We start from the raw sequence: 19,889 nt of genomic DNA on the forward strand, positions 1-19,889 counted from the left end.
GCTGTTGCCTAATAACATGGCGCGGAATGAATGTCGGTCGGTTAGCTGCTGCTGCAACTGAGTAATCTGCTGTTGCAGCCGGTCTTTTTCGAAAGCGTGCTGGATTCGGGTTAACAGCAAGTCCTTGGTGTACTCATCTTTTGCCAGATAATCAGTGGCTCCCAGATGAATCAGTTGCACCGCCGTAGCAATGTCCCGCTGACCACTTATAACAATGACGGGCAGGCCGGGAAACGTAGCCAGCAGCCTTTTCAGCAACTGCTCGCCCGATATATCGGGCAAGGAGTAATCCATGGTCACCAGGTCAGGGGCCGTTAGCTCCTGTTGAAAGAATTTCTGCGCCGTGTCGTAGGCGTTGACCTGGAAACCCATCTCAGTATTCAGTTGATGGTACAGTAGCTGATTATACCATGGGTCATCCTCAATGATGCCTATCCGAAATCTGTTTACTGGTTCACCTATCATTACTGTATTTCTACACCTAAGGAAAAAGACAATAATTCGACACTGATGGCTATGCCATTTTTGCTTTGCAGGTCCTTGTGGTTCTTTGATACATAGAAATTTATCTACCGGAACAAGGTGGAGTAAATGGCTTCCGCTACGACAACATACGAATTCAGATATATAATTTGCCAATTGACATGAAAAGCCATACTCCAAAGCAGGCAGTATGGAGTATGGCGCGGCGTTGATACACGTGACTAAGCACGATAAAAGCAAGCTGCCCGGCTGCCACTCTGGCAGGATTATCTACAAAAGCCAGATTCGTCCAGATTTTGGAGTAGCCTCTGGTTTCTAGACAATTCTGATGTGAATAATAATTGCTTAATCATTGATTTGCAGGCGGTTGTATAAATGGAGTGAAGCTGGCTTGTACCACATGCAGAAAATAATTTCAAACCAGCACACTCCATGTTATCCTGCATTGTTCCACGCCGGCTAGATGCCGGCAAATCGGTCGGTTATTCAGGGCGCTTTCAGCGTTCTATCACCTCCTATTGGCTTCGCCGGGCCGGATTGCTGCTCACGCTGGCGGCAGGTGGTCCGGTTGTAGCGCAAGCCCAGCAACTGCCCTGGCGTTGGCTGCAGCAGGGAACTGAAGCCCGCTCAGCGGTACTGCAGCGGCTGGTAACGGATGCAGCCGGCAACACATACCTGACCGGGCGGTTCTCGGGGCAGTTGCGGTTGGGCGCTACCCGGTTGGTAAGCCAGGGCCGCAGCGACGCTTTTGTGGCCAAGCTAACCAGCGGGGGGCAGTGGGCCTGGGCCGTAGCGGCGGGCGGGTCGGGTTCCGACGAAGCTACCGACCTGGCCCTGGATGCTACTGGTAATGTGCTGGTGACCGGTGCGTTTGAGGACATAGCCACGTTTGGGTTGCAGAAAGTTACCAGCCAGGGCCGACAGGATGTATTTGTGGCCGCCCTCACGCCCGAAGGCCGTTGGCGGGGGGTGCTCACGGCCGGTGGCCCCGGCCAGGATGAGGCCATGGCCGTGACCGTGGATGCCCACCATGCTGTGTGGGTGGGGGGGCGCTTTCAGGACCGCGCCGTGTTTGGAGGGCATCACCTGCAGGCGGCGGCCGGTAACGACGGCTTTGTGGCCCGTCTGGATCCGACCGGCACCTGGGAGTGGGCCCGCCAGCTCGATGCCTCCGAGCAAGGAGCCGTGCGACGCATGGTGGTGGATGCTCAGGGTGGGGTAGTTGTGACCGGGTACGTGGGCGGTACCGCCCGCTTCGGCGAGCATCCGCTGGTAAGCCAAGGTACCCATAACGGCTACGTGGCTCGCCTGAGCAGCAGCGGTACTTGGCAATGGGCCAGCGGCGGCCTGAGTACCAGCACCACCTATGCCTCGGCGGTGGTGGTGGACGAGCAAAACCAGGTATTCGTGGCAGGCTCTTACAGCGGAACGACTGCATTCGGACCTCATCAGTTAACCAGCCACGGCGGCGACGATGCCTTCGTAGCCTGCCTGACGCCCACCGGCGAATGGCACTGGGTACGTAGCGTGCAGGGGCCGGCCCTCGAAACAGTGCGCGACTTGGCCTGGGTGGCTCCCGGCACGCTGGGTGTGGTGGGCAGCAGCAGCCGGGAAGCAGTGTGCGCTGGTATCCGCCTGCCCGGTCAGGGCGGGCTGGATGTCCTGCTGGGCCGCCTCACCGTGGACGGCCGCTGGCTGGAGGTGCGCACCGTGGGCACAGCCGGAGCCGATGAGGGCACCGCCCTGGGGCTAGGGGCCAACGGGGAATTGCTGGTGGGCGGCACACTCAGCGGAACGGATTTCGCTGCCGGTATTGCGCCTCAGGTATTTGTAGGCCAGTGCCAGCTGCCACCGGCCGGGCCCGCAGCTCCGGTAACGGCTGGTGGTGGCCTGCCTGGGCCGGTGGCCGGCCGCCCGGCCGCGGCGGCGCAGTAGCCATAGAGCAGGTGTGCCGTCGTTAGCCCATCGGTTGCCGGCAGTTGCCTGGTTATATCTTGCATCAGCACCAACCAATCTGACCAGGAACCGCCCGGATAGCCGGGCGGTTCCTGGCGTTTTACCGAGGGCCTGTATTGGGGAGGCGCCAGACCGTCTTTTTTAGGTAATACAGTTTCGAAAAAAGTTGGCCTTGACTCCATTGAACGCCGCGGTGCTGTATGCGCTACCCGTTCGTTTCCGGTTCACTGGTGTGTGGTAGAAGGCGGGAAGCACACAGTGCCTTGCTGGTCAGGCTTGTGACCCCGGGCATTTTGACGTTGTGCAATATCCTTATCCTGCTTCAGTTCAGCGGCTAGCTAAATTACTGGTCACAGTAGCACCTATCTGTTCCGTGCTGGCGCATCCGCGTTAAGCCCTATTGGTACAACGTCCTTCACGAGTCGGTATGAACCATAAAACCAGCTCTATATTTTGGATCCAACTCCAGAATATAGAGCTGATGAGTTTTATGGCATGGGGGTAAAATACTGTTAATGAGCTTGTTTGGCTGTTTTTAGGAGTGCTGGCACGTTCCTCGCCTTTGGCAGGCCAAACGTACTGCTATGCAACCAGATCAACCCAAAATCTTCTTGGTCGACGACGACCTGTTCTGCCTGAAGCTGATGGAGCAAGCCATCCGCAGCCAGGGCTACCACGATATCCAGACCTTCGAGAACGGCTCTGACTGCCTGAACAGCCTTACCGAGGAACCCGATATTATCTTCCTGGACCAGATGATGGGTAGCGTCTCGGGCATGGATGCGCTCAAGGCCATCAAGCGCTTCAATCCCGACATTTTCGTGGTGTTTGTGAGCGGGCAGCAGCAGGTGGAGGTGGCCGTAGAGTCGCTCAAGTTTGGTGCCTTCGATTACATCGTAAAAAACGAATCCCAGCGCACCAAGGTCAGTTCGGTGCTGGAGAAAATCATGCGAGTGCGCCAGCGGCTGAACCAGCGTAAGCCCGTCCACACTAACCGGTTTTTCTCCCTGTTCCAACTGTTTTTCCTGCTGCTGGCCTTGCTGCTGCTGCCGGGCTGCACCCAGAACCTGTTTCAGGCCGCCGGCCGCCGGCCCGACGCCGCGCCCCTGCAGGCCCCCCTCGACTACCAGTACCGCCTGCGCCCCGAGGACAAGCTGAGTTTGAGCGTGTGGGACCACGAGGAGCTGAGCGTGGGCTCGGTGTACAGCGCCCAGCCCAGCACCGAGCCCGACGCCCGGTTTCTGCTGGTGGATAGCAACGGCGAGGTCACGGTGCCCAAGCTGGGCAAGGTGGCTTTGGGTGGCCTCACGGTGCCCGAGGCTGAGGAAACACTCAAGGCCCGCTTCGGCAAATCGGTGGTGAACCCGCTGGTCACGGTGCAGGTGCTCAACAAAGAAGTAACCGTGCTGGGCGAGGTGAATACCCCCGGCAAGCTGGTCCTCGACAAGGACCGCACCAGCCTGGTGCAGGTGCTGGGCCGGGCCGGCGACTTCAACAACTACGCCGACAAGCGCCTGGTGAAGGTGTTGCGCCAGCAGGGCAGCAAGGTGCAGGAAAGCGTGTTCGACCTCACCCGCATGGACACCTACGTGCAGAGCAACACGCTCATTATGCCCGGCGACGTGGTGTACGTGCCGGCTAAGTCCTCCAAGGAGTTTGAGCGCAAATCGGGCGGCATGCTGGCCGTGGCGTCCGGCCTGAGCGCCATTATCATTATCACCCGTCTTTTTCTTTCCATCTGATGAACGAGTTTCAGCAAAATCTGCGCCTGCTGCGCCCAGTGTGGCGCGGCCTGCCCCTGATTGCCTTGTGCACGGTGGCGGCCTTGGCTTTGGCCGGCCTGTACCTGCGCTATGCTACCCCGCTCTACGAAAGCACCGCCAAAATCAAGCTGGCCGAGGGCAACGAGGGCGTGGTGAATACTACCCTGCTTAAAACCCAGGACGTATTCTCGCCCGACAACCGCACCGCCGCCGAGGTGGAGTTGCTCAAGTCGCCGCTGCTGCTGGGCAAGGCCCTGAGCCGGCTGGAGCTGGGCACCACCGTGTACCGCCGGGGCACGCTGCGCAAAACGGAACTGTACCACGACAGCCCCATCAGCGTGCACATGGCGCTGCGCGGCCACCGCTGGGAAGATGAGGCATTCCAGGTAATGGTGCTTTCGCCCCAGAGCGTGGAAGTAACCAGCCCCGCCGGCGAAACCGTGCAGGGCGAGTTCAACGCGCTGCTGCACCTGAGCGAAGGCGACGTGGTGGTGGAGAAAAATCTGGAGCTGCTGGCCGCCCAGCCCGATTTCCCGCTGCTGGATACCTACGAGGTGGTGCGCCACTCGCCGGCCCGCCTGCAGGAGGATATTCTCAGCCGCCTCGATATTACCAGCGTGGATAAGGAAACGCCCGTGCTGCGCATCACCTACCGCAGCGCCGTGCCCGAAAAGGCCGCCGACCTGGTAAACGCGCTGGCCCAGGTGTATATGGAAGACTACCTCGAAACCAAGTACAAGGTTGCCAACACCACCGTGGACTTTATCGGCAAGCAGCTCCAGACGGTGGGCCGCAGCCTGGCGGGCTCCGAAAACTCGGTGGCCGGCTACCGCGACACCCGCCGCATCGTCAACATCGACCAGCAGACGGATACCGACCTGCACAAAGTGGCCGAGCTGAAACTGCAGCGCGCCACCCTGGACATGAGCCTCTCGGCCGCCGAGGACGTGTACCGCCAGATGCAGGCCGGCCACCGCAATGTGCTGGACCTGGCCCCAAGCTTCGCTGCCTTCAGCGACAACGCCTCCGGCGACATCGTGCGCAAGATGAAGGATTTGCAGGCCGAGCGCCGCGACCTGCTGGTGCGCTTCACGCCCGAGGATGAGAAAGTGCAGGCCCTAGACCAGAAGCTGTCCGACCTGAACGACCACCTGCTGGAAAGCGTGCGCAACACCCGCAACACGTTGGTGGTGAAGCGCCAGCAGCTGGACGTGGCCATCGGCCAGGCCGAGCAGGTATTCACCGGCCTGCCCGACCGGGAGAAAGACCTGGCCGTGCTAGAACGGAACCGCCAGCTCAACGAGAAGCTCTACACCTTCCTGCACGAGAAGGAAACCGAGGCCCGCATCGCCCAGGCCACGCCCAGCTCCTCGCACCGCATCATTGCTACCGGTATGGTGCCCCAGGAGCCCATTGCCCCCAACCCCGTACTCATCTACACCGTGGCCGGCTTGCTGGGTCTGATTGCCGGGGTGGTGCTGGTGTACGTGCTGGATACGGCCCGCGCCACGCCCCAGGACACCCTGCGCCTGCAGCGCAACACCCGCCTGCCCGTGGCCGCCGCCCTTCCGCTGCTGCCCGAGCCGCAGATGCAGCTGGCTTACTTCCGTCAGCTGGTCACGCGCCTGGAGCTGAAAGGCCTGCTGCGCGACGGGGCCAAAGTAGTGGTGACGGATTTCACCGGCTCCGAGGGCCAGGCGTTCTTCTTCCGCCACCTCTCGGCGGCGCTGGCTGAGCAGGGCCGCCGCTTCCGCAGCATCACGCTGCAGGACCGCAACTCGCTCAACCCCGACGCTTTGCCCAACGAGGTGGTGCTGGTGCGCAACCTGCCGCTGGACGCCGACAGCCACAGCCTGGCCGTAATGGCCGGAGCCGATGTGAACCTGGTAGTGGTGGACAGCCACCGTACGCCCCTCACGCGCCTGGCCGAGCTGGAGCAGCTGATGGAGGAATACAACCTGCCCAACGTACAGTGCTGCCTGAACCGGGAAGGCTACCGCCCCGGCTTCCTGGCCTGCCTGTGGCCGCGCCTGGCCGTAGCCGCCCCCGCCTCCCGCCGTGCTGACGTCCGTGCTGGCGCTCCCGCTACGGCGTAGCGCCTGGCCGCAAGTGCCCGCCCGCTACTGGGCCCTGGCCGACCAGGCCCTGGTAAGCGGCACCACGTTCCTGACCAACCTGTTTGTGGCCCGGGGGCTGGGGCTGAGCATCTTCGGGGAGTTCAGTGCCTGGCAGATGGGGCTGCTGCTGCTGCTGGCCGTGCAGGGCGCCCTCATCACCCAGCCCATGCAGGTGGTGCTGGCCACGGTGCCGGCCGCCCACCGCCCCGCCTACCGCCGGACCCTCCTGGGGCTGCAGGCGGCCTTCGGAGTGGGGGCGGCGGGGCTGACGGTGGGAGCCGGGCTGCTGCTGCGGCCCCAGGCCGGGGCTGTGCTGGTGGCCTTCCTGGTGTACCTCGGGGCTGCCACCCTACAGGACACGGTGCGCAAGCTGCTGCTGGCCGAAGACCGGGTGCCGCTGGCCCTGCTCACCGACGCGGTTTCGTGCGGGGGGCAGCTGGTGGTGCTGCTGGGCTGGGCCGCCACCGGCCGGGCGGCCACGCTGCCCGCCGTGTTCTGGGTGATGGGGCTGACCACGCTGCCGGCCCTGGCCCTGGGGCTGCCGGCCCTGCTGCGGGGCCCGGCCGCGGGGCCGGGCTGGCGGGCGGTAGTCCGGCAGCACTGGCCCCAGGCCCGTTGGCTGCTGCCCACGGCGCTGCTGCAGTGGTCGTCGGGCAACGTGCTGCTGGTGCTGGCGGGCCTGAGCACGCCGCTGGCCACGCTGGGTATTCTGCGGCTGGCCCAAACCATCATGGGCCTGTTCAACGTGGGTTTGCAGGCGGCCGAAAACTACGTGCTGCCCCGCCTGAGCCAGAGCCGGCAGCGCAGCGAGGCCGAGTTCCGGCGGCAGCGCGCCCGCCTTACCCGCCTCATGCTGGGACTGGCCGCCGGCCCGCTGCTGGCCCTGGCGCTGCTGGCCGAGCCGCTGGTGCGCTGGGTGCAGTCGCAGGAGGCGGCCCACAGCAGCGTGCTGCGCTGGTGCTGCCTGCTGTACGTGGTGATTCTGCTGGTGTACCCGCTGCGCCTCACGGTGCGGCTGCTGCCCAGTGCCCGGCCCTACTTCGTGGGCTACGCGCTCAGCATCGGCTTCTCGGTGCTTAGTGCCCGCTGGCTGCTCACGCACTACCAGGCCACGGGCGTGGTGCTGGGCTGGATTGGGGCTCAGCTGGTGCTGGGCCTGTACTGGAGTCTGATTTTATCCCGCCGACCTTCTTTTCAACACCCTCATGGTTAGTATTCCCGAATCCCTGATACTCCCGCAGGCCGACGCGCCCGCCGAGCTCGAACCCGATATCCGCATTATCCACCTGATTCTGGGCAAGGCCAATCCCGAGCGCATGAACGGCGTGAACAAGGTGGTACACGCGCTGGCCACCCAGCAGCACCGCGCCGGCTGGAACGTGGAGGTGTGGGGCATCACCCACGACCGGGAAGTAAACTACCCGCCCCGGGAGTTTGCCACCTCGTTGTTCCGGGCCTGCCGCAGTCCGTTTCAGCTGGATGAGGAGCTGGTAGCCGCCCTGGAAAGCATTGAGGGCAAAACGGTAATTCACCTGCACGGGGGCTTTATTCCGGTGTACCACACGCTGGCCCGCAAGCTCACCGAGCTGAATTTGTGCTACGTGCTCACGCCCCACGGCAGCTACAGCGCGGCGGCCATGCACAAAAGCCGCCTGATGAAGCGCCTGTATATGCAGTTCTACGAGCGGTACCTGCTCACCCATGCCGCCCAGGTGCAGTGCCTGGGCCACAGTGAGGTGCGGGGCCTGCAGCAACTGCCCAACGAGGTGCGCACCTGCCTGCTGCCCTACGGCTTCGAGATTCCCGCACCCCTGAACCTGCCGGACCGCGACGAGCCCCGGGGCATCTTCCGGGTAGGCTTCTGCGGCCGCCTCGACGAGCGGCACAAGGGCCTGAGCTGCCTGATTAAGGGCTTTGCCGAGTTTGCCCGCCGCACCCCCGGCGTGGAGCTCTGGATTATCGGCGACGGACCCGACCGCAAGCGGGTGGAGCAGTGGGCGGCCGAGGCTCCCAAAGGTAAAATCAAGCTGCTGGGCAGCCGGTTCGGCGACGAGAAGATGGGCCTGTTGTCGCAGCTGGACGTGTTTGCCCACCCTTCGCACTACGAGGGCCTGCCCACGGCCGTGCTGGAAGCGGCCACCCTGGGCGTGCCCTGCCTGGTGACGGAGGCCACCAACTTCGGCTCCTACATCCGCGACTTCGAGTGCGGCCTGGTGCTGCCCACCGCCGACCCCGAGCTGCTGGCCGAGGGCCTGGACCGCCTGCGCCGCCAGTGGCTGACGGTGCCTCGCCGGCAGCTGGCCCAGCGCTGCCACGCCATGGTGACGACGGCCTTCTACTGGCCCACGCTGCTCAATGATTACCAGCGCATGTACCGCCGCGCCTACTATGCATAAAACCTTTACACCTTCCAACCATCAGTGGCTGCTGCGCATCGTGCAGGTGCTGCTCACCCTGATTCTGCTGATTAAGCTGGCCGGCTTCTTCACCTGGAGCGAGGACGTGGGCCTGACCCGCATTTTCAAAACCGGCTCCCGCCTGGCCATGACGCTGGCCGCCGCCGGCGTAAGCCAGTGGCTGCAGCGGCGCGGGGCGGTGGCCGCTTGGCGGTGGCAGCACAGCCTGGCCGTGCTGCTCTACGGGGCCTACCTGCTGCTGGGCCTGGCCTCGCTGCTGTGGTCGGGCAACCCCGGCTACTCCCTGCTGCAGCTGCTGATGGTGGTGGAAACGCTGGTGTTTGCCTACTTCTACGCCCAGTGCTTCGTGCTGCTGGATACGTTTTATCAGGGTAGCAACATCCACTTTGCCCGGGTGGTGGGCAACGCCTGCTTTTGGCTGGTGCTGGGCTTTCTGGTGGGGGCCGTGGCCGCGCCCGATACGTTTTACCGCCTCACCCACGGCGGCGAGGAGGCCCGACTGGGTGGCTTCATGATGAACCCCAACGAGCTGGGCATGCTGTGTGTGGTGGGGGCCTCCTGCCTGAGCTTCAACTTTTATCAGAAATACCGCCTGCGCCGCACCCTGCTGCAGCTGCTGCCGCTGGTGGTGGCCCTGGTGCTCACCGGCTCCCGCTCCTCGCTGGCGGGCTTTGGGCTGGTGCTGTTTTTCCACCTGCGCCAGGCCGGCCGCCGCTGGCAGCTGCTGGCGTTGGGTGGGGTAGGGGCCAGCCTGCCGCTGCTGGCCGGGCTGGTGGTGAAGCAGGGCGGGCTGGAGGAAGTGCTCAGCCTCACCGGCCGCCTCCCGTTCTGGCAGGCCCTGCTCACCGAGGGCCTGCCCCGCGAGCCGCTGCTGGGCTACGGCTTCATGCGCATTGCCTACGGCGAGTATTTCCAGAGCACCCACACCTACGCCGCCCAAATGACGCACAACACCTTCATTCAGGTGCTGCTGAACCTGGGCGTGGTGGGCTTCGGGGTGGTGCTGGCCCAGCTGCTGCTGCTGGTGCGCGGGGCCCTGCTCAGCCCCGACCGGCAGGCCCGCCTGCTGTTTGTGGGGCTGCTGATTCCGCTGCTGATCAACTCCTTCACCGAGTTCGGGATTTTCGGCCAGTCCAACTTCGGCATCCTGTTTTACCAGCTGCTCATTTTCCTGACCTGCCTGCGCTTCAACCCCCGCCTCACGGCCCCCGAGCGCCGGGTGCTGCGCCTGCGCCGCCCCGACTTGGTCCTGCTGCCCGCGGCCGGCTAGCCTCCCGGCGGAGCGTCAGGCCGGTCCAGCCCGCGTGCTGCGCCTGGCTAGTACTGGGCGGCTTTTTTCTGGCTTTTCCCTCTTCCTGCTCCCTGCTTATGACGGACGCTTACTCCATCCATTTCCGCCCCGACCTGGGCATTCTGGTGGTGCGCTGCCAGCAGCCGGGCGGGTCGCCACAACTACGGGAAGTGTGTCTGCACAGCCTGGAAACGGCCCGCCGACACCACGCCGCCCGCTGGCTGCTGGATGTACGGCGGCACGACCCGCTCTGCCCGCACCAGACCAGCTGGCTTACCGATACGCTCTACCCGCTGGCTGCCCGTTGGCTGCACCCCGAGCCGCTGGCCCTGGCCGTGCTGAGCCTACCCCCGGCCCGCGCCGACCCGGCCGCCGTGCCGGCCCCAGAGCCCGCCTGGCTGCGGGTGTTTGCCGAAGAAGGCCCCGCCTGCCACTGGCTGCGGCACCGGCCCGCTACGCAGGCAACGCACCCCGAGGCTGATTCATTTAGCAATACGTCTGCTTTGTCTTTTTCAACACTGATTTCTCCATGAAGCACTTTTTCGTCTGTCTGCTTATGCTACTGCTGTTGGTGGTGGGCAAGTACAACAGCTACCAGCAGCCCCCGGCTACAGCAGCCCTGGCTCGCCAAGCCGCCGTTCGTTCAGAAGCCTCCCAGGCAACTTCTACTCGACCCGTGGCCGGAATAGCACCGCGGGTAGCGGCCCTGATGATTCGGTAGCGCCGGCCCTGGTCACCAAAACTCATGTCCCTATTACTTAATACATACCCAATCTCATGCAAAAGCTGCTGTACGTTCTGCGGATGGGGGGGCTCACGGGGTTGTGCCTCGTGCTGCAATCGGCCGTTCCAAGCCACGTCTGTGCCCGCCCGTTGATGAGTGACGTTCCGGAGGCGGCCACCGAGACGCGCCTGCGCACGCCGCCATCATTGCGTCACCGCACGGCTCGCCTCCGCCGCGACGCCAACCCTGCTGCCGGCACCGGCCGCGACTATTTCCGGCCCCATCGCCTGCCCAGCCAGCGCAAGACCGATTCGTTCAGTGTCCGGGCCCAGCGCTGGTGGGCCAACCACCGTCCGCACTAACCGGTCAGCCACGCGTTGCAGGAGCACGGTTTTGAGGATAGGGCTGCAGTTGGGCATCGTCAATTTACTTTGGCACCGGGCATCATGATGGAAGTGCGAATACATGTTGTTTTTCGGGCACGAAGTGAGCGAGCTAGCCGGTATCCAGCCTGACTGTGGGCCTATCATATCCACTACCGCATCGTCGACTTGGCCACCGCGTGGTGGCTGCTGAACCCTGGCGGGAAACACTGGTAACGGCTCGGCCTGGAGATGGGAAAACAATGACGGTCCGTGGAAAAAGTAGAATTGCAGGGTGCCGCCGTTGAGGTTTTTCCAGCGCAATACCCGGATTTTTCACGTTGCTGGTCTGGGTCTGCTGGCGGGTTGCCATTTCGGTGGCCCGCATCTATTTTCCTCGATGGCGGCCCAACTGCCCCGCTACACTTTGCAGACGGATTTAAACCGGCCTGAGCACCGCATAAGCCTGCACTGTACGTCGGTCGGCTGCAAGCGGATGAATGAATCCACCAGTACACTACCGCAAAGGGGGAGGCTTTCGATGACGAAGTGGTACGCCCCGGGGTAAATTAAGCTGTGGAGGCATCAGCCCAACCAGACCAGAACAGCCACATGGGCAGCACGTGAGGCGGCGAAAACTAACAGGGAATGAGTTGGCACAGCAGACAAGCGGGAGGTGTTACGGAATGGTGGAAGCACGGAGTTTCTATTCTTATCGAAGCACCCGCCCGCTTCCGCTATTCCAGATTTTGGAGTGTATTCCGGCAGGTGGACAGCTATAAGTTGAGGTTTTGATATAAAATACTGTTTTGCAATGTTTTAACAGTTAAATCTGACTTGGCACTGACTTGGCAACAAGGCTGGCATGCGCCAAACCTCTACTACTTCTTCTGATTCTGACCTGCTGACTGGGCTGCTGGGGCGGCTGGGCTTCGCGGCCCGGCCCGATGGCGAGTTGCAGCTGCGCGGCATCCGCAACCCCGACAGTTCCTTGCGCTGGGTGTGGCCGGCTGGGGAGCAGCAGCCGCTGTTTCTGGCCTTCTACAACGCCACCACCTGGAAGGCCCGCTTATTCAGCCAGGCCGTGCGGCTGGCGTTTGCCTGCCGCCTGCAGGGGCTGCTGTTCCCGGTGCTGCCCGGCCGCTATCAGGCCGAATCCCGGCCCGGCTGGCTGCCCGGCTCGTTTGCCTTGTTTACCGGCACGCCCGGGCCCAACCGCAAAGCCGTGTGCTGCGCCCCCGACGCCCAGGGCCGCCGCGTATTCGCCAAGCTGGCCCTGGGCCCCGAGGCCGAGGCCAAAATAGCCCGCGAGGCCGCCGTGCTGGCCCGCCCCCGGCCCGCCGCGTTGCGGGCCGTGCCGCTGCCCCAGCTGCTGGCCAGCGCCCCCGGCCTGCTGGTGCAAACCGATGTGCAGCCCGCCCACGCCATCCGCAGCGCCACCCTGGAGCTGCCGCACCGCGCCTATCTGTGCGCCACTGCAGCCGCGGCCCGCCGCCTGCCGCTGGCCGCCACCGAGTTCTGGCACACCGTGCACCACCAGGTAGCCGATTTGCTGAACCTGCCCGATACCCGCCTGCCCGTGGGACTGCGCCGCCAGCTGGCCACGCTGCTCGCCGGCCTCAGCCCCCAGCAGCAGCTTGGCTTCGGCTTCGCCCACGGCGACTTTACCCCCTGGAACTGCTGGGTAGCCCCCGGCCCCGACGAGGCCACTCCCGGCCACCTGGCCCTCTACGACCTGGAGTTTGCCACCGAGCAGGCCCCGGTGCTCTACGACCTGTTCCACTTCCAGGTGCAGCAGGGGCTGCTGGTGGAGCGGCTGGCCCCGGCCGTCATCCGCGACCAGGCGCTGGCCCTGGCCGCCCAGCTCGACCCCGGCCTGGCCCCGGCGGAAGTGCGGCTGGCCTGGCACCTGTATCTGCTGCACCAGGTGAGCAGCGGCCTGCTGCTCTACCACGCCCAGCCCGAGTGGCACACCCAGGTGCAGTGGCTGCTGGCCGGCTGGCACGGCCTCGTGAACCTGGAGCTGGCCGCCACCGAGCCCCACCGCCGGCTGGTGCTGGCCGAGCTGCTCGACGCGCTGCCCGGCCGGGGCGGGGTGGTGCTGAAGCTGCGCGCCGCCGACGCCTACGAGCTGCGCCCCACCTCCGACGTAGACGCGCTGCTGCCCCGCGCCGCGGCCCGGGCCACCGCCCGGTTCCTGCGCCGCCACCCGCTGGTGCGCGCCGCCACCGTGCGCCCCCAGGCCCACATGCTGTCGGTGGACTGCCACCTGCACGACGACACGTTTCTGTCGGTTGATCTGCTGCACGAGGTAGAGCGCAAAACTCTGCGGCTGCTGCCGGCCCCGACCGTGCTGGCCGCAGCGCGCACTGTGGCCCCCGGCGTACCGGTGCCTTCCCTGGCCCACGATTTCGCCTACACCTGGCTGTTTTACTGGCTGAACGCCAGCTCCGTACCCGCCGGTCACCTCTGGCACTTCGAGCAGCAGCCCGCCGCGGAGCAGCGCGCCTTGCTGGATAATCTGCGCCGTGACTATGGCCTCTCGTTTGGCTCCCTGGCTGAGGCGGCCGAGTTTGATGCGGCCCTGCTGCCGGCACTGCAGCGGGCCGTGCGGCGGCAGCCTGGCAACGGGTGGCTGCAGCGCGGGCGGCGGGCTCTGGCCTACGGCTGGCACACGCTGGCCTCGCACTTTCGGCCCCAGGGCATGCTCATCACCTTCAGCGGGGTGGATGGGGCCGGCAAATCGACGGTGATTGAGCACGTGCGGCACGGGCTGGAAAAGCAGTGGCGCAAGCGGGTGGTCGTGATTCGGCACCGGCCTTCAGTGCTGCCCATCCTCAGCGCCTGGAAGTACGGCAAGGCCGGGGCCGAGCAGCGCGCCGTGCAGAGCCTGCCCCGCCAGGGCCAGAACCAGAGCCAGCTGTCCTCGCTGGCGCGCTTCGCCTACTACTACCTCGATTACGTGGTGGGCCAGGCCGTGGTGTGGCTGCAGCACACTCGCCGGGGCCACATCGTGCTCTACGACCGGTACTACTTCGACTTCATCAACGACAGCCGCCGCAGCAACCTGCGCCTGCCCGAGGGGCTCACCCGCTCCCTGTACCGCTTCGTGCACAAGCCCCGGCTCAACTTCTTCCTCTACGCCGACGCGGCCGAGATTCTGCGCCGCAAGCAGGAAATGCCCGCCGCCGACATCACCCTGCTCACCCGCAAGTACCAGGAGCTGTTCCGGCAGCTGGGCAGCCGCTACCGCCACTCGCGCTACATCCCCATCCGCAACCACGACCTCGACGCCACTTTATCCACCATCAGCACCTATATCCGGCAGGAAATCCAATGAGACAGTTATTCACGCGGCTGGTACGCCTTCGCAACCCCGATTTTTCCATCCACCCGGCCGTGGGACTGAGCGGGGTGGCCGGCTTTGGCTGGCGCACGGCCCGGGCTTTGCTGCGCGGGCAGCTACTGTGGCTGCGCGGCCGCAACCCCCACGGGGCTATGCTGGGCCGCGGCGTGCGGTTTGAGTACCTGAATAGCATCCGGTTTGGCCAGTGGCTGAAGGTGGGCGAGCAGGTGCGGTTCAGCGGCCTTTCTACTGGAGGCCTGCAGCTGGGCAACCACGTCAGCATCGGGGCCTTCAGCCAGGTGATTGTGTCCACCTCGCTGCAGGCGCCGGGCCAGTACATCTTCATCGGCAACCGGGTGGGCATCGGGGAGTTTGCCTACTTGGGCGGCGGCGGCGGGCTGCGCATCGACGATGACTGCATCATTGGCCAGTACTTCAGCTGCCACCCCGAAAACCACGTGCACGCCGACGTGCAGACGGCCATCCGGCTGCAGGGCACCACCCAGCGGGGCATCCACATCGGGGCCGGCTGCTGGATTGGCAGCAAGGTTACGGTGCTCGACGGGGTGAGCATCGGGGCGGGCTGCGTGGTGGCCGCCGGGGCCGTAGTCACCCGCTCTTTGCCCGACAACTGCGTGGCCGCCGGCGTGCCGGCCCGCGTCATCAGCTCCCGCGTGGCCCGTCCGGTGCGCGCCGCTCACCTTCAGCCTGAACCCGCCTAAATGGAAACCCGTGTACTCATTACAGCCTACGCCGTGAATCCCTACAAAGGCTCCGAGGATGCCACCGGCTGGAACTTCCTGCTGCAGGCCGCCCGCCACCAGCTGGTGGTGGCCGTCACGCGCCGCAACAACCGCCCCGATATCGAGCGGTACCTGCAGGCCCACCCCGAGCTGGCCGCCCGGGCCGCCCGCATCGAGTTCCGCTACTTCGATTTGCCGGCCTGGTGCCGGTGGTGGAAGAAGGGGCCGCTGCTGTCGGTGCTCTACTTCTACATGTGGCAGCTGAGTCTGGCCCTGTGGCTGTGCTGGCGCCGCCCGGCCGTGGATGTGGTGCACAGTCTCAATTTTCACAGCGACTGGACGCCCTCGTTTCTGTGGCTGCTAGGCCGGCCGCTGGTGTGGGGGCCGGTGGGGCATCACCCGGCCATTCCCCACAACCATCTCACCCGCCACGGCCGCCGCGCCTACCTGCGCGACCGGCTGCTCTGGACGATGAAGCGCGGCTTCTGGCGCTTCGACCCGTTTCTGTGCCTCACGCGCCGCCGCGCCGGCCACGTGCTCTGCGTAAACTCCACGGTGGCCCCGGTGCTGGGCCTCAGCGGCCGGCAGTCGTCGCTGATGCCCGCCGTGGCCGTGGAGCTGCCCCGCCTGCCCCCGGCCCCCGCCGCCCCGGTCGATGAGTTTGTGGTGATGATTGCCGGCCGCATGGTGCCCTTAAAGGGCTTTGACATGGTAATTACCGCCTTTGCCCGCTTCTACCACGCCCTCAGCCCGCAGGAGCAAAGCAGCTGCCGGCTGCAGCTCATCGGGAGCGGGCCCGAGGAGGCCCGGCTGCACCAGTTGCTCCAGCGCCACGGCCTGGAGCACTGCGCCCGGCACCAGGCCTGGCTGCCGCGCGAGCAGGTGCTGGCCAGCTACGCCCAGGCGTCGGTGTTCTTCTTTCCTTCGCACGAAGGCGCGGGCATGGTGGTGCCCGAAGCCCTGAGCTACGGCGTGCCGGTGCTGTGCTACGCCAACGCCGGCCCCGGCGAACTGGTGCCCCCGGCCTCGGGCCTGAAGGTGCGCTATGGCTCCTTCACCCGCAACGCCGATGAGTTTGCCGCCCACCTTACGGCCCTGCTGCGCAACCCCGGGCTGCGGGCCGCCGAGGCTACCCTGGCCCGTCGCCACGTAGCCGCCCACCACACCTGGAACCGCCGCGGCGAGCAGCTGCGGGACATTTACACTCACGTTCTTGCCTCATGAGCCACATCATCGCCGTTCATTTGCTTAACGACCGGAGCGGCAGCCCGCTGGTGCTGCGCCAGGCCTTGGCCGCCCTGCACCAGGCCGGTCATCACCTCGAGCTGCTCACGGCCACGCCCGGCCCGGTGGGGCACCTCAGCCACCTGCCCGGTGTGCGCATCCACGCCTTGCCCTACCGATGGTCGGCCAGCGCGTGGCGCACGCTGCTGCGCTTTGGCTGGGTACAGCTGGTGATATTCTGGAAAGTGCTGTGGCTAGCCCGGTCCGGCTCGGTGGTGTACGTAAACTCGCTGCTGCCTTTTGCGGCGGCGCTGGCCGGCTGGTGCCGGGGCGCGCGGGTGGTGTACCATGTGCACGAAGTATCCATCCGGCCCGCGCTGCTCAAGCGGCTGCTGTGCGCCGTGGTAAACCGCACGGCCCACGAGGTCGTGTTCGTGTCGGAGTACGTGCGGGAAACGCTGAAGCTGCGGGTGCGCCGACAGCGGGTAATCTACAACGCCCTGAGCCCGGCTTTTGTGCGGCAGGCCGCCCAGGCCGCGCCAGCCGCTGCGCCGTTCACGGTACTCATGGCCTGTTCCCTGAAAGACTACAAGGGCGTGCCCGAGTTCTACGCTTTGGCCGCCGCCTTGCCCGATATGCGCTTCGAGCTGGTGCTGAACGCCGACGCGCCCACTGTGCAGGCCTACCGGCTCACGCACCCAGCTCCGGCCAACCTTGCGCTATTTTCCACTACCGGCAACATGCACACCTTCTACCAGCGGGCAGCCGTAGTGCTCAACCTCTCACGCCCTACTGAATGGATCGAAACCTTCGGAATGACGGTGCTGGAGGCCCTGAGCTACGGTCGGCCCGTGGTGGTGCCCCCGGTGGGCGGCGTGGCCGAGGTGAATGTGGTGGGCCAGACGGGTTTCGCCCTCAACGGTCGGGAACTACCCCGGCTGGTGCAGGCCTTGGAGCTACTGCACCGCAATGCCATAACCTACGCCCGCATGGCCGCCGCCGCCCGGCAACGCGCCGCCGCCTTCGCCCCCGAAGCCTTTGCCCGCCAGGTGCAGCAGTGCTTTGCCACTACTGAGTCTCCGGCCCTGAGCCCGATAGTTTACACTACCTCCCAGGCCGCCTGAGCGGTGTAGAGCCGCACTGTTCAACGTCTCGTCGTTGAACGGCTGGCCCTGAACCCAACATCAGCAACCATGAGACGCCAAGTAGTGCGTCTCTGCGTCGGCCCATCGGCACCATTCTTCTTATCCTCGCATTATTTTCTCTCAATCCATGAAATCTCAAAGAGTAGCCGTTATCGGCACGGTGGGGCTGCCGGCCTGCTATGGCGGCTTCGAAACCCTCACGGCCTATCTGGTGAAATACCTGCATGCCGAGCACGAACTGACCGTATACTGCAGTGGCAAGAAATACCCCAAGGAGCAGCGCCAGACGCACTACCAGGGCGCCCGCCTGCGCTACCTGCCGCTCGAAGCCAACGGTTTCCAGAGCATCCTCTACGACTGCCTCTCTATTCTGCACGCGCTGTTCTTTGCCGATGTACTGCTGATTCTGGGGGTACCGGGCGGTATCATGCTGCCCTTCGTGAAGCTGTTTACCCGCAAGCGCATCATCATCTCCATTGATGGCATTGAGTGGCGGCGGGCCAAGTGGAGCAAGCCGGCTAAGTGGTACCTGCGCTTTGCCGAATACCTAGCCGTGCGCTTCAGCCACGCCGATATTTCCGACAACGACGCCATCCAGAACTACACGGCCCGCGCCTACAGCACCCGCAGCCGCGTGATTGAGTACGGCGGCGACCATGCCCAGCCCCAGCCCAAGACCCCGGCCTACTGCCAGCAGTACCCGTTTTTGCAGGAACCCTACGCCTTCAAGGTGTGCCGCATCGAGCCCGAAAACAACGTGGAGCTGATTCTGAGCGTGTTTGCCGATCTGCCGGCCTACCCCTTCGTATTAGTGGGTAACTGGAACAACAGTGAGTTTGGCCGCCAACTGCGGGCCCGTTACCAGGGCTGCGACCACCTGCACCTGCTCGACCCTATCTATGACCAGACCACCCTGGACGTGCTGCGCAGCAACTGCCACGTGTACGTGCACGGCCACAGCGCCGGCGGCACCAATCCCTCGCTGGTGGAGGCCATGCACCTGGGCCTGCCCGTGCTGGCCTTCCACGTATCCTTCAACAAAGCCACCACTGAGCACAAGGCCCGCTACTTCGGCAACGCCGAGGAGCTGCGCGCCCATCTCACCAATACCCCGGCCGAGGCCTGGCAGGCTCTGGCCCGCGACATGCGCGAAATTGCCCACCGCCGCTACCGTTGGGAAGTGGTAGCCCGCAAGTACAGCTACCTGATTCAGAAGGTGTGTTCGGAGCGGCCCAGCACCAACTTGGTTCCGCACATTAGCCAGCTCGGTACGCAGGAGCTGCTGCAGCATCAGTTGGCTCACTACCAAGTGCTCACGCCATTTTATGAGGAAGATTAGGGAGGGGGCAGGAGTACCTCTCACTCAACTGTTTTTAGCAGTCCCGATAAAGTGCTCAAGTTCTTTTATTGGGAAAAAAGTGCTTCATTTGCCTTTAAAGTACAATTTTTTAAAAAAATATTTATATAAATATCTTGTTAGTTAGTCTCAATATGAGAAAAATCTAATTGCTAAATTGAATTGCAATCTTAGTGCAAGTAGCTGTTTTTGAACTTGATGGGATTAAAATGCATCTTTGTGTTATACCAAACGCAGGGAAAACCATTGATTTTTTTCTGTCTTTAGTGATGTTTTTTCAACCTAAATGACACGCGTGTAGTATTCATTCACTTTGCGTACCCCATACGCTATTTTTTCAGCGGGGGCTGTGCCTGCTTCCCCCACCCACCGAGCCAGTTGGGTCGGCTGCTGCTCGTTTGGTCAGGTTTCCATTGTCTTTGCTGTTGATGCTTACGGCTGTTGCTGCCCTGGTAGGGCGCGATGGCTGAGTTGCGTTGTTGAGCCATAGTTTTTTTCGTGCATGAGTACACCACTACCTTTTTCCATCGTGATTGTAGAGGATGACCCGTGGTACGGGCAACTACTACAGTATCATTTATCGCTCAACCCCGACTACCAGGTGACGCTGTACACCTCTGGCCAGGAGTTGCTGCGTAATCTGCATCGGCTTCCTGATGTGGTCACCCTCGATTTTGGCTTGCCCGATATAGAAGGCCGCGAGCTGCTGCGCCGCATCCGCGAGCAGCAGCCCGAACTGCCGGTCATCATCATCAGCGCCCAAAGTAAGATTGCCACCGCCGTAGAACTGCTGCGCTTGGGTGCCTCCGATTACCTGGTGAAGGACGAGTACACCAAGGATCTACTTTGGAATGCGGTACTCAAAATACGGGAAACCAGTCGCTTGCGTCAGCAGGTGCAGCAGCTGCAAACCCAGTTGCAGGAAAAGTATGACTTTCAGCGGCTGCTGAAAGGTCACAGT

16 protein-coding genes are annotated in these 19,889 nt (G+C 63.8%); 15 read left to right on the plus strand and 1 reads right to left on the minus strand.

The window, feature by feature from the left end; all coding sequences use genetic code 11:
- Positions 1–465, minus strand: a 465-nt coding sequence (locus EI291_RS22300; protein WP_148103445.1) for a response regulator, incomplete at its 3' end; no start/stop codon positions are given.
- Positions 466–915: 450 nt separating this feature from the next.
- Between EI291_RS22300 and EI291_RS22305 the strand changes: the two genes are divergently transcribed.
- From EI291_RS22305 to EI291_RS22370, 15 genes are all read left to right on the plus strand, one after another.
- Positions 916–2,418, plus strand: a complete 1,503-nt coding sequence (locus EI291_RS22305) for a hypothetical protein (protein ID WP_125424505.1) — start codon at positions 916–918, stop codon at positions 2,416–2,418.
- A 605-nt stretch (positions 2,419–3,023) separates the two neighbouring features.
- Positions 3,024–4,181: a response regulator gene (locus tag EI291_RS22310; RefSeq protein WP_125424506.1), complete on the plus strand. Its 1,158-nt coding sequence runs from the start codon at positions 3,024–3,026 to the stop codon at positions 4,179–4,181.
- The gene (locus EI291_RS22315; RefSeq protein WP_125424507.1) at positions 4,181–6,298 is read left to right on the plus strand and encodes a Wzz/FepE/Etk N-terminal domain-containing protein; all 2,118 of its coding nucleotides are present in this window, start codon (positions 4,181–4,183) and stop codon (positions 6,296–6,298) included. Before EI291_RS22310 ends, EI291_RS22315 begins: the two co-directional genes overlap by 1 nt.
- Positions 6,261–7,532 carry an MATE family efflux transporter gene (locus EI291_RS22320; protein ID WP_148103446.1) on the plus strand — a complete coding sequence of 424 codons (1,272 nt, stop codon included), beginning with the start codon at positions 6,261–6,263 and terminating at the stop codon, positions 7,530–7,532. Before EI291_RS22315 ends, EI291_RS22320 begins: the two co-directional genes overlap by 38 nt.
- Positions 7,525–8,715 (plus strand): glycosyltransferase family 4 protein, encoded by a 1,191-nt coding sequence (locus EI291_RS22325; protein WP_125424509.1) that lies wholly within the window; start codon positions 7,525–7,527, stop codon positions 8,713–8,715. Before EI291_RS22320 ends, EI291_RS22325 begins: the two co-directional genes overlap by 8 nt.
- Positions 8,708–10,006, plus strand: coding sequence for an O-antigen ligase family protein (locus EI291_RS22330; protein ID WP_240635643.1), 1,299 nt, complete (start codon positions 8,708–8,710; stop codon positions 10,004–10,006). The genes EI291_RS22325 and EI291_RS22330 overlap by 8 nt, the downstream gene beginning before the upstream one ends.
- Positions 10,007–10,104: 98 nt before the next feature.
- Entirely contained in the window at positions 10,105–10,560 is a 456-nt protein-coding gene (locus tag EI291_RS22335; protein WP_125424511.1) for a hypothetical protein, read from the plus strand.
- The gene (locus tag EI291_RS22655) at positions 10,557–10,748 is read left to right on the plus strand and encodes a hypothetical protein (RefSeq protein ID WP_148103447.1); all 192 of its coding nucleotides are present in this window, start codon (positions 10,557–10,559) and stop codon (positions 10,746–10,748) included. Before EI291_RS22335 ends, EI291_RS22655 begins: the two co-directional genes overlap by 4 nt.
- Positions 10,749–10,903: 155 nt before the next feature.
- Positions 10,904–11,113 carry a hypothetical protein gene (locus EI291_RS22340; RefSeq protein ID WP_125424512.1) on the plus strand — a complete coding sequence of 70 codons (210 nt, stop codon included), beginning with the start codon at positions 10,904–10,906 and terminating at the stop codon, positions 11,111–11,113.
- An 865-nt stretch (positions 11,114–11,978) separates the two neighbouring features.
- Positions 11,979–14,453 carry a nucleoside/nucleotide kinase family protein gene (locus EI291_RS22345; RefSeq protein WP_125424513.1) on the plus strand — a complete coding sequence of 825 codons (2,475 nt, stop codon included), beginning with the start codon at positions 11,979–11,981 and terminating at the stop codon, positions 14,451–14,453.
- Positions 14,450–15,181: an acyltransferase gene (locus EI291_RS22350; protein ID WP_125424514.1), complete on the plus strand. Its 732-nt coding sequence runs from the start codon at positions 14,450–14,452 to the stop codon at positions 15,179–15,181. Before EI291_RS22345 ends, EI291_RS22350 begins: the two co-directional genes overlap by 4 nt.
- Positions 15,182–16,426 (plus strand): glycosyltransferase family 4 protein, encoded by a 1,245-nt coding sequence (locus EI291_RS22355; protein WP_125424515.1) that lies wholly within the window; start codon positions 15,182–15,184, stop codon positions 16,424–16,426.
- Positions 16,423–17,550: a glycosyltransferase gene (locus tag EI291_RS22360; protein WP_125424516.1), complete on the plus strand. Its 1,128-nt coding sequence runs from the start codon at positions 16,423–16,425 to the stop codon at positions 17,548–17,550. The genes EI291_RS22355 and EI291_RS22360 overlap by 4 nt, the downstream gene beginning before the upstream one ends.
- 148 nt (positions 17,551–17,698) lie before the next feature.
- Positions 17,699–18,910: a DUF1972 domain-containing protein gene (locus tag EI291_RS22365; RefSeq protein ID WP_125424517.1), complete on the plus strand. Its 1,212-nt coding sequence runs from the start codon at positions 17,699–17,701 to the stop codon at positions 18,908–18,910.
- Between the two features lie 520 nt (positions 18,911–19,430).
- The coding region (locus tag EI291_RS22370) for a response regulator (RefSeq protein WP_148103448.1) at positions 19,431–19,889 on the plus strand (459 nt) is incomplete at its 3' end.

Origin of the sequence: Hymenobacter rigui, from assembly GCF_003944715.1 — a bacterium.
GTDB classification, from domain to species: Bacteria; Bacteroidota; Bacteroidia; order Cytophagales; family Hymenobacteraceae; genus Hymenobacter; species Hymenobacter rigui.

Excerpts from the sequence above, each read along its gene's own strand:
- EI291_RS22330 (WP_240635643.1), top strand. The coding sequence starts at position 8,708 with ATGCATAAAACCTTTACACCTTCCAACCATCAGTGGCTGCTGCGCATC.
- EI291_RS22335 (WP_125424511.1), top strand. The coding sequence starts at position 10,105 with ATGACGGACGCTTACTCCATCCATTTCCGCCCCGACCTGGGCATTCTG.
- EI291_RS22355 (WP_125424515.1), top strand. The coding sequence starts at position 15,182 with ATGGAAACCCGTGTACTCATTACAGCCTACGCCGTGAATCCCTACAAA.
- EI291_RS22350 (WP_125424514.1), top strand. The coding sequence starts at position 14,450 with ATGAGACAGTTATTCACGCGGCTGGTACGCCTTCGCAACCCCGATTTT.
- EI291_RS22325 (WP_125424509.1), top strand. The coding sequence starts at position 7,525 with ATGGTTAGTATTCCCGAATCCCTGATACTCCCGCAGGCCGACGCGCCC.
- EI291_RS22365 (WP_125424517.1), top strand. The coding sequence starts at position 17,699 with ATGAAATCTCAAAGAGTAGCCGTTATCGGCACGGTGGGGCTGCCGGCC.
- EI291_RS22655 (WP_148103447.1), top strand. The coding sequence starts at position 10,557 with ATGAAGCACTTTTTCGTCTGTCTGCTTATGCTACTGCTGTTGGTGGTG.
- EI291_RS22310 (WP_125424506.1), top strand. The coding sequence starts at position 3,024 with ATGCAACCAGATCAACCCAAAATCTTCTTGGTCGACGACGACCTGTTC.
- EI291_RS22315 (WP_125424507.1), top strand. The coding sequence starts at position 4,181 with ATGAACGAGTTTCAGCAAAATCTGCGCCTGCTGCGCCCAGTGTGGCGC.
- EI291_RS22345 (WP_125424513.1), top strand. The coding sequence starts at position 11,979 with ATGCGCCAAACCTCTACTACTTCTTCTGATTCTGACCTGCTGACTGGG.
- EI291_RS22340 (WP_125424512.1), top strand. The coding sequence starts at position 10,904 with ATGAGTGACGTTCCGGAGGCGGCCACCGAGACGCGCCTGCGCACGCCG.
- EI291_RS22360 (WP_125424516.1), top strand. The coding sequence starts at position 16,423 with ATGAGCCACATCATCGCCGTTCATTTGCTTAACGACCGGAGCGGCAGC.
- EI291_RS22305 (WP_125424505.1), top strand. The coding sequence starts at position 916 with ATGTTATCCTGCATTGTTCCACGCCGGCTAGATGCCGGCAAATCGGTC.